8 protein-coding genes and 1 tRNA gene are annotated in these 8,695 nt (G+C 42.6%); 3 read left to right on the forward strand and 6 right to left on the reverse strand.

Features of this window, described 5'->3' with window-relative positions; all coding sequences use genetic code 11:
- Nucleotides 1-70 precede the first annotated feature (70 nt).
- A complete protein-coding gene (locus tag ACTNA4_RS13005; protein ID WP_441030484.1) occupies nucleotides 71-1,045 on the reverse strand; it encodes a C39 family peptidase in 975 nt (324 codons plus the stop codon).
- 218 nt (nucleotides 1,046-1,263) lie between these two features.
- On the opposite strand from ACTNA4_RS13005, the gene asnB reads away from it, so the two are divergent.
- Nucleotides 1,264-3,099, forward strand: coding sequence for an asparagine synthase (glutamine-hydrolyzing) (gene asnB, locus ACTNA4_RS13010; RefSeq protein WP_441030486.1), 1,836 nt, complete (start codon nucleotides 1,264-1,266; stop codon nucleotides 3,097-3,099).
- A 61-nt stretch (nucleotides 3,100-3,160) separates the two neighbouring features.
- Here the strand turns inward: asnB and ACTNA4_RS13015 are convergent, their stop codons facing one another.
- The 3 genes from ACTNA4_RS13015 to ACTNA4_RS13025 all read right to left on the reverse strand — a co-directional run bounded on the left by ACTNA4_RS13015 (nucleotide 3,161) and on the right by ACTNA4_RS13025 (nucleotide 5,738).
- Complete coding sequence (locus tag ACTNA4_RS13015; protein WP_441030488.1) at nucleotides 3,161-3,928, reverse strand: C39 family peptidase; 768 nt, start codon at nucleotides 3,926-3,928, stop codon at nucleotides 3,161-3,163.
- Between the two features lie 297 nt (nucleotides 3,929-4,225).
- Nucleotides 4,226-4,753: a 2'-5' RNA ligase family protein gene (locus tag ACTNA4_RS13020; RefSeq protein WP_427819470.1), complete on the reverse strand. Its 528-nt coding sequence runs from the start codon at nucleotides 4,751-4,753 to the stop codon at nucleotides 4,226-4,228.
- Nucleotides 4,754-4,793: 40 nt separating this feature from the next.
- The gene (locus ACTNA4_RS13025; RefSeq protein WP_441030490.1) at nucleotides 4,794-5,738 is read right to left on the reverse strand and encodes an AEC family transporter; all 945 of its coding nucleotides are present in this window, start codon (nucleotides 5,736-5,738) and stop codon (nucleotides 4,794-4,796) included.
- 157 nt (nucleotides 5,739-5,895) lie between these two features.
- Between ACTNA4_RS13025 and ACTNA4_RS13030 the strand changes: the two genes are divergently transcribed.
- A tRNA-Pro gene (locus ACTNA4_RS13030) sits at nucleotides 5,896-5,970 on the forward strand.
- Nucleotides 5,971-6,055: 85 nt separating this feature from the next.
- Here the strand turns inward: ACTNA4_RS13030 and ACTNA4_RS13035 are convergent.
- Together ACTNA4_RS13035 and ACTNA4_RS13040 are read right to left on the reverse strand one after the other, a co-directional pair.
- Nucleotides 6,056-7,195: a tyrosine-type recombinase/integrase gene (locus ACTNA4_RS13035; RefSeq protein WP_441030492.1), complete on the reverse strand. Its 1,140-nt coding sequence runs from the start codon at nucleotides 7,193-7,195 to the stop codon at nucleotides 6,056-6,058.
- A gap of 215 nt (nucleotides 7,196-7,410) precedes the next feature.
- On the reverse strand, nucleotides 7,411-7,794 hold the full coding sequence (locus ACTNA4_RS13040) for a hypothetical protein (protein ID WP_441030494.1): 384 nt from the start codon (nucleotides 7,792-7,794) through the stop codon (nucleotides 7,411-7,413).
- A 305-nt stretch (nucleotides 7,795-8,099) separates the two neighbouring features.
- Here ACTNA4_RS13040 and ACTNA4_RS13045 point away from each other — a divergent pair.
- On the forward strand, nucleotides 8,100-8,695 hold a 596-nt coding region (locus tag ACTNA4_RS13045), incomplete at its 3' end, for an ATP-binding protein (RefSeq protein WP_441030496.1).

Raw genomic sequence — 8,695 nt, forward strand, 5'->3', positions numbered from 1 at the left:
CTCTCGACAGTATTTATTTATACCATATTTTACTGGAAAATGCAAGAAAAATGTGGACATTTCAGCGTTTTTACACGCCAAACGCCCACATCCCTTTCATCTGATCAAGCAGCCTTTTCGCATCCCATTTTTTACGGCTGTTGATTCGGCTGTTTGGATCATTCACAATGATCTTTCCATCGTCCGTCACTCCTGTCAGCACAATAAAATGCCCCTGCTCTGTGAAATCCCCGGGGCCCATGCTGCAGATGATCGGATAGCCTGCGCGCAATTCGCTCTGTACACCTTCTACCGTCCATTTGGTAATCTGCCAGGAGTGTACCCCCAGCCGGGATGCTCCGTCCGTCATCAAGGCCCAGTCCGTAACATCATTTGTACAATATCCCCACTCCATACTCAAGTCGGCAACCTTTTTCGGAGTGGCACTTCCGTCTCCGGTGAGTCCTGTCACGACCATGGCAAGGCAAGTCGGACCACATCCGTTGACTGCGATCGTACCACTTCCGTATGACGCATATCCCCATGTCTGGTCCCACTGATAGTAAAGCGGAATATTGTTACGGAGCTGATATTCACTTAAATCAACCGATGCCGGAACTGCTTCATTGAGCGCATCAGACCCTTTTGCCATGTACTCCGGATAATCCACGACCCAGTCCACTGCCTCTTTATGCTTTGTGAAATATTCAATCAGCCAGTCCGGGTAGGAATCTCTGTCCAGCAGAATTTTCTCCACCTGAGGATATCTCGCATACAGCTCCCGGAGCTGTGCTCCATATTTGTCAGAAGTCAGTACTTGCTCGATCCGCCTTTCCCGCTCCTCTTCGGCGTCCTTTCTCGCCTGCTCGGCTTTCTCAACTGCCTCCTGTTTTTCTTTCTCGATCCGCGCAGCCTCCTTTGTTTTTTTCATTCTGCCCATCCCAAGGAGCAGCAAAAGAACAACTGCAATTCCAAGTACCAGAATAGCTATCTTTCTGTATTTTAGAAGTTTTTTTCTTTCTTTTATTCCATTTAACTGTGTTCTATCAAAGCGAAAATCTATCATCGATATGGTTCCTTCCTGATTTGTACTAATACTTTAGCACATTTTTTCTACAGAAAACACCATTTTACGACAAATTACAAAAATTTCACATTTTCTTAAGTTACTCAATAAAATGAGTTTTCCAAACTTTACACTGTCAATTTTATACCAGCTATGTTATAGTTATAATGATGCAACGCATCAGAAACAACCACTTTTCGGAAAGGATGTGTAAAAATATGTGCGGATTTGCAGGCTATTACGGCACTGGCGATTTCAATAGAGAAGAAGTAATCGATAAGATGGGCGAGCTGATCGCGCACCGCGGCCCGGACAGCAAGGGCAGTTTTGTAGATGATTATGTAGCACTTGGTTTCCGTCGTTTAAGTATCATTGACCTGGAGGGCGGCACACAGCCGATTCACAGCGCAGATGGAAAGCATGTCATTATATTTAACGGTGAGATTTACAATTATCAGGAGATCCGCAAGGATTTGATCGAGAAGCACGGATGTACGTTCCAGACCAATTCCGACACCGAAGTCATTCTCCAGACTTACAAGACCTACGGCGAGAAGACCGCTTCCATGCTCCGCGGCATGTTCGCCTTCGTAATTTATGACAAGGAAAATCACACCATGTACGGCGCAAGAGATTATTTCGGAATCAAACCGTTCTATTATGCAAAAATGAACGGAAGTCTGCTTTTTGGTTCTGAGATCAAATCTTTCCTTGCCCACCCGCATTTTCATAAAGAAGTCAATAAAGAAGCACTGAAAATGTACCTGACCTTCCAGTACAACCCACTTCTTGAGACCATGTTCAAGGATGTATACAAACTGGAGCCGGGAACCTATTTTACCTACGACGGCAAGGACTTTAAGACAACCAAATATTTCGACCCGACCTACGAGAAGCAGGACAGAAGCTTCGATGAGACTGTCAAACTGATTGGCGAGACCATTCAGGAATCGGTTGATTACCATCAGATCAGTGATGTAGAAGTTGGTTCCTTCCTGTCAGGCGGTGTGGATTCCAGCTACATTGCTTCCACCGTTAAACCGATGAAGACTTACTCCGTTGGATTTGAAGTGGGCGGCTTCGACGAGACCACCTACTCCAAGGATCTCTGCGACATCCTTCATATGTCCAATGCCAAGAAAGAGATTTCTTCCGACGAATTCTTCGATGCCCTGCCGGAAGTACAGTACCACTCCGATGAACCGCATGCGAACCTGTCAGCCGTACCGCTTTACTACCTGTCTGAGCTGGCTGCAAAGGATGTCAAGGTTGTCCTGAGTGGGGAAGGTGCCGATGAGATGTTCGGCGGCTACGATACGTATAAACCAAGTAAATCTGGTGACTTCTACCGCAAGGTAGTTCCGGCTTCAATCCGTAAGAAGCTCGGCGACTGGGCTGCAAGCAAACCAAATCACCGCGGTCTGAATTTCCTGAAGAGAAATGCAACTTCTGTAGAAGATTCCTATATCGGACAGGCATTTATCATGGACAACGAAGAGGCAAATGAAGTGCTGGCTCCGAAATATAAATCTGACTTAAGATATCAGGATGTGACCAAACCTTATTTTGACCAGGTAAAAGACCAGGATGATTTCCATAAAAAACTTTTCCTGGACATGCACCTGTGGCTGCCGCATGACATACTTCTGAAAGCAGACAAAATGACCATGGCTCATTCTTTGGAACTTCGCGTTCCGTATCTGGACAAAGAAGTGTGGAAACTCGCCCGCAGTATCGACACCAAATACTGTGTTGAGGGAGAAGAGACGAAGAAAGCATTCCGTACCTCCGCTCTTTCCCACATCCCGATGGACTGGGCACAGCGCAAAAAACTCGGTTTCCTCGTACCGTTCCGCGTATGGCTCCGCGAGGACAAATACTATAACCGCGTAAAAGAAATGTTCCAGAAGGATTTTGTATCTGAATTCTTCGACAGAAATGTTCTGATGAAATGGCTGGAAGACCATAAGAACAAGGTCGGCAACTACCACAGAAAGATTTACACCGTTTACTCTTTCTTATTATGGTATGAACAGTATTTCGTACTGAGATAATACCTGAACACAAAAACCTCTTTACACCGTATTTCATTCGCTTCGGTGTAAAGAGGTTTCTTTAATAGCTATAACTCCACAGATTCCGGATCTGTCCCATGACCCGCTCCGGATCCCATGCTTTACTGCTGTTCTTTTTACTGTTCGGATCTCTGATGATATAATTCCCTTCATCGTCCACCCCTGTCAGAACAATGAAATGGCCCCCGTTCGTGAAATCTCCGGGACCTACAATACAAATAATCGGATGCCCCGCTTCCAGCTCTGACCGGATACTCGTCTCACTGAGCGAGATTTCCGAGGCCGAAAGCCCCAATTCTCCCACAATATCGGTCATAATACTCCAGGAAGAGCCGCTGCCCGCCACATAATATCCTTTCTGATCCGCCTTTTTAGCCACCGCCAACGGATTCCAGTCCGCATTTCCTGTAAGACCACAATAGACCATGGACAAACAAGTCGGGCCACACCCGGTTACAGCCATAAAATCATCACCATAAATCTGATATCCCCACCGTTCATCCCACTGCAGGAACAGCGGTATTTCTCCTTCCTTCACTTCCCCCGACACATCAATTTCATCCTGACGATCCTTATTCTTCGGATAATCCCTGACAAACTGCTTCGTCTCCGGATTCCGCTCCGCCAATGCCAACAGGCTCTCCGGATACTCGCCGCTGTCCCTCATATGATCTATAGAATACCGGTTAAACCACGAAATTCCTATATAAACTGCAATCAAAAGCAATATTGCCGCTAAAATTCTTTTTAAGATTCTCAGTCTTCTCTTTCTTTTTATTCGCCTGAGCCTTGCCTGTCTTCTCTGCACCTGCAATTTCCAGTCCTCCTCATTTTGTTTTCTCCATGGTAACAAAATGTTTTGAAGACTTTCTTGCCCTATTCTTAATTATTTCCTATTTTGTAATTGTTCAGAGCCAAGCAGATTTGTCAAAAAAGGGCGATGAATGCTTGCATTCGTGAGCACTTTTTTGTACAAATCTATTTGGCGGATACGCCACACTGAGAAAACACGAAGTGTTTTCGAGGTTGGCTCTGAACAGTTACCCTATTTTTCAAAATGCATAAAGCGGCATGAACCTCTTCATTCACACCGCCCATTATATTCTCATTTATTCAGTTCTACACAGATCAGATCCTCATAGGGATTCGTCCGCGCAAGCGCGATTTTCACAATATCGCCGGAAAACACACCGAATTGCTCCTGCATCACCCGGAACACCGCCATCATTTCTTCTTTTTCCAGCTTTTTTGCAATCGTCGTGTGCGGCATCCACTGGAACGGTCTATACATCGGGCTGATCCGCGTCTCCTCGATCCCTGTCAGGCCTTCATATATTTTCACAGACAACCCCTGCAAATACGCATTCAGCACCGGAGCCAGATAGATCACTCCAGGGAAAAACGCTCCCGCCGATGCCCACATGACTGTTCCGCTCTTCATATCTTCGGCTGCACATTTCAGCATCTCTGCCGCTTCAGTTTCCCGTCTGGTCTCAAACGCCGAAATCGTAATATGCGGCGGAACCTTTGCGTCAATCATATAACTATTACCGCTCCTTTTTGCGGCCTGTTCCATCCAGTTCCGGATTCTCCGATCCGTTTTATCATCAAAATAAACCGATATCAGATACATTTTCCACCTCTGATTATTTCATAACCAACACACTCTTGTACTAAATCAATGCCAGTGTTCGCAAAATATAAAGCCACATAGTCAGCGTAAATGCACTGAACATCGTGGTAAGCATGACCACGCTGGAAGATACGACGCCCTCATGCCCCATATTTTTCGCCATAACATAACTGCTGACCGTGGTTGCCGAACCAAGCATAACCAGAATCGCCACCAGCTCTTCATTTCTAAATCCAAGCGAAATCGCAATCGGCAGGAAAACAGCTGCCAGTCCGACCAGCTTGATAAATGCCGCCGTCGCCGAAGGCTTGATTTTCCCAAATGCTTTCTTAATGTCAAAGGTCGCTCCCATGGCCATAAGCCCCATCGGCGAAGCCACCGCTCCAAGATTCGAAACCGTCTTTTCCATAATGTGCGGCATCGGAATCCTAAGCGCCGACCATAAAAGTCCGGCTGCTATACCAATGATGATCGGATTTGTCACAATCCCTTTGAGCGTCTTTTTAATCACCTCACCATCCAGTCCTTTTCTCTCCGGCTGAAAAAAAGACAGCACCACGACCGCCATAATATTATAAAGCGGCACACTTCCGATGATCATAAGCGGTGCCATGCCCGCATTCCCATAAATATTCTGGATAAATGCAATTCCAAGAAGCGCCGCGCTGCTCCGATAGGACGCCTGGATAAATTCTCCCTGGATACATTTGTCCTTCCACAAACAGGAGACTGCTGCCGCAATCGCAATACTAAGCACCGTCGCCCCAAAACAGAAAAGCACAAACTTAACATTCCACACTTTTTCAAAATCTACCGTCGCAAGATCCTCAAACACCAGCACCGGGAGCGGAACCATGAACACGAATTTATTCATCTTCGAGGCAAACTGCTCGTCAATCCACCCGATCCTGCGAAATAAAAGTCCCAGAAGCATCATAAGAAATACCGGGACCGTTGCATTTAAACTAAATATCAGATTCTCCATCTTACACTTCATTCCCTTTTTTGCTTATTGTCATCTACTGGACTTTATTTTGCACCTTTTTATCAGTACTGTCAAGAATTGGCGGGTTTAAGCGTATGAGAATTTTGTAAATAATCATTGAGATTTTCTCATAGATATATTATAATAGAACCATTATCGGGGTATGGCTCAGTTTGGTTAGAGCGCGCGGCTGGGGGCCGCGAGGTCGCAGGTTCGAATCCTGTTACCCCGATTTTGTTGTAAAATAGGCATTTCTTCCACCTAAAACAAACTCTTGTTCTGATTACCTCGTGATTACTTCTTGATTACCTCATCTTTTATCCAAGCATCTGCTTATTCATCGTAGAAACTACTTTGATTTTATCTTCCAAACTTGCCACATCAAAGGTATAATACTCTTCATTTACCTCTTGACTATGCCCAAGCAATGAAGCTGCAACAACAGAAGATACTCCATTACACCTCATTTTTGAATTTACGGTTTTGCGATATGCATGAATGCCTTTTTCAGTTATTCCAACTTGTCTACATTTATTTTTTGTACATGATGAGATAATAGGTGCATGAATTCGTCCATTTTCATTTGCAAATACCCATTCACAAATATATCCTGATTTCATTTCAGCTTTCTTGACTCTATTTAATAAATCTTTGATTTCAGTAGTTAAAGGGAATATCCGTTCTTTCTGATTTTTGGTTTTGTCAATATAATATTCCTTGGTTTTACGATTATATTTTTCGGATTTATCAACAATAATATACTCATCTGTTATGGAGTCCCATTTCAAAGCAGATATTTCGGCAACTCGAAAACCAGTTAAAGTGGCAAATTCCACCGCATATGTAGGTATATATTCCGGCTGTTCCTGATAGTCCCTATTAAACTGTTCATAAAGTAAATGCATTTCTTTATCAGAAACAATTTTCTTTTCAATTGGTTTCTTAACCTCAGTACAATATTTGTAAAATTGTTTTGCTTCAAGAAACTCCATTGGATTATCAACAATTATTTTATTAACTCTTGCACTTTTTACCACATTGTTTATATAACCAAATAATGTTTTTGCCGCTTTTTTATTAAGAGTCTTTCTTTTAATTGTAGAGCATAAAAATACTTTGATATCTTCTTCATTCAATTTCTCCATCACCGTTTTTTCAAAATCCGTATCCTTGAAAAATCGAATATAATCAGTATCATATTTACACGTTGTATTCTCGCAAACCAATTCGTCTTGTACTTTTCTCCATTTCCAATACATTTTTTGAAATGTAATTTGTGATTTTTCTTCCAGCAATTTATAGTAATTGATTATCTCATCTTCAATATCTGATTTGTTGCTACGTTTTAATAATCTCCTCCCCTTCTTCTCATCTGGTAAATATGTTCTATATTTGTCATCATTCCCTTTCCAAATCTTAAACTCATGCTGTTCTAAATATTTCTGTCTTTTCTTCATCTTGATTTGTTCTTGCATATATGCTAAATCAATTATATTATTATCCAAGGCATACTGCAAGTTCTCAATATCGTATTTATCTATATAAAACACTCCTCTAACATTTTAATAGTAGTTATTCATCACACAAATAATAGACGACAGATTACTCCACCGCCTAATTATACACTGTTTAAAAATAAGCGGTATCTTTGTGATAAGATACCGCCTTATAATTATAATTTTCTCAGGTCTCCCTTAATATAAATTGCTAATTTATCGGAAATATGAGGAATCATCTTGTCGATTTCCTTCTGTAATCCAGGTATCGCATCTTTACAAACATTTCCTTCGATTGTCATGAGAGTGTCAAAATTCAAATTCACTTCTGTCTTTTGACTCATCTCATTCCGATTCACAATATTTGGTAAACTTCCAATCACATTGCTAGTATTAAGATTGATAAATTTACTATCAAGCCCTTTACTCATTTCCCAAAGTCTTTGAACTTGCTCGTTATTGAATATAGTATCACCAGCTTCAAACTGTTTTAAAATACCACGATTTGTAATAATAACCTCAGAACCAGCATCAAGACTTCCATTTTCTGTATCATCCATAAATGCCCATCTCTTCCCGTTAATATGTTTTGAGCCACGAGCGTAACCTTTAATCTGATTTAATGTGACCCATCCCAAATCACCGCTACCAAGTTTACTTCCAGTGCTAATATGATAAGGTTTAGTTGCTGTGACGGAGTTTCCCGTCTTGTGGCTGAAGAAGCTGCCAAGACCTGTGTCACATGCAACGCCTGCCGTTATTCATATTTTAAACGAGTCCTGACCGACATGCTGAACAAAAACAGCAGTCCCGGAAATGAAAAGCTTCCAGAACACACAAATATCAGAGGAAAGGACTTTTATAAATGATGAATACTACAACAGTTGACATTAACTTTTCTGAGCTTTGTGGAAAGCTCAGATCGATGAAACTTTCAAGCATGGCGGACACTCTGGAGAAACAGCTTGCCAATCCCAACAGTGGTCTTCAGAGTTTTGATGAACGGATTTCCGAGATTATCTGTTCAGAGTGGGACACCCGCTACAACAAGAAATTCAACCGCTTTTTAAAGAAAGCAACCCTGAAATACCCGGCCGCGGACATCGATGAATCCATTTATGATGCAGACCGCTTCTTGGATACAGGCACCATTGAAAGGCTTGCTGCCTGTGACTGGATTGACGAAGGAAAGAACCTTCTGATAACCGGAAGCACAGGCTCAGGTAAAACCTACATATCCAATGCCCTGTGCATCAGTGCATTGCGGTTATTCCACACCGTAAGATACGTAAAAGCCAGCACTCTGATCTATGAACTGGAACAGGCTCAGGTTACAGGCGAGTATCTAAATGTTGGACAGCGAATTGAGGGAGACGCAAACGACAAATTATTTTTCCGTCCTTTAAAGAATCGACCGCGCAGTCTGGGAGCTAATGGCAGATTGACAGCGATAATACGGCA

The organism is Bariatricus sp. HCP28S3_A7 (genome assembly GCF_052066375.1).
Lineage (GTDB): Bacteria > Bacillota > Clostridia > Lachnospirales > Lachnospiraceae > Allocoprococcus.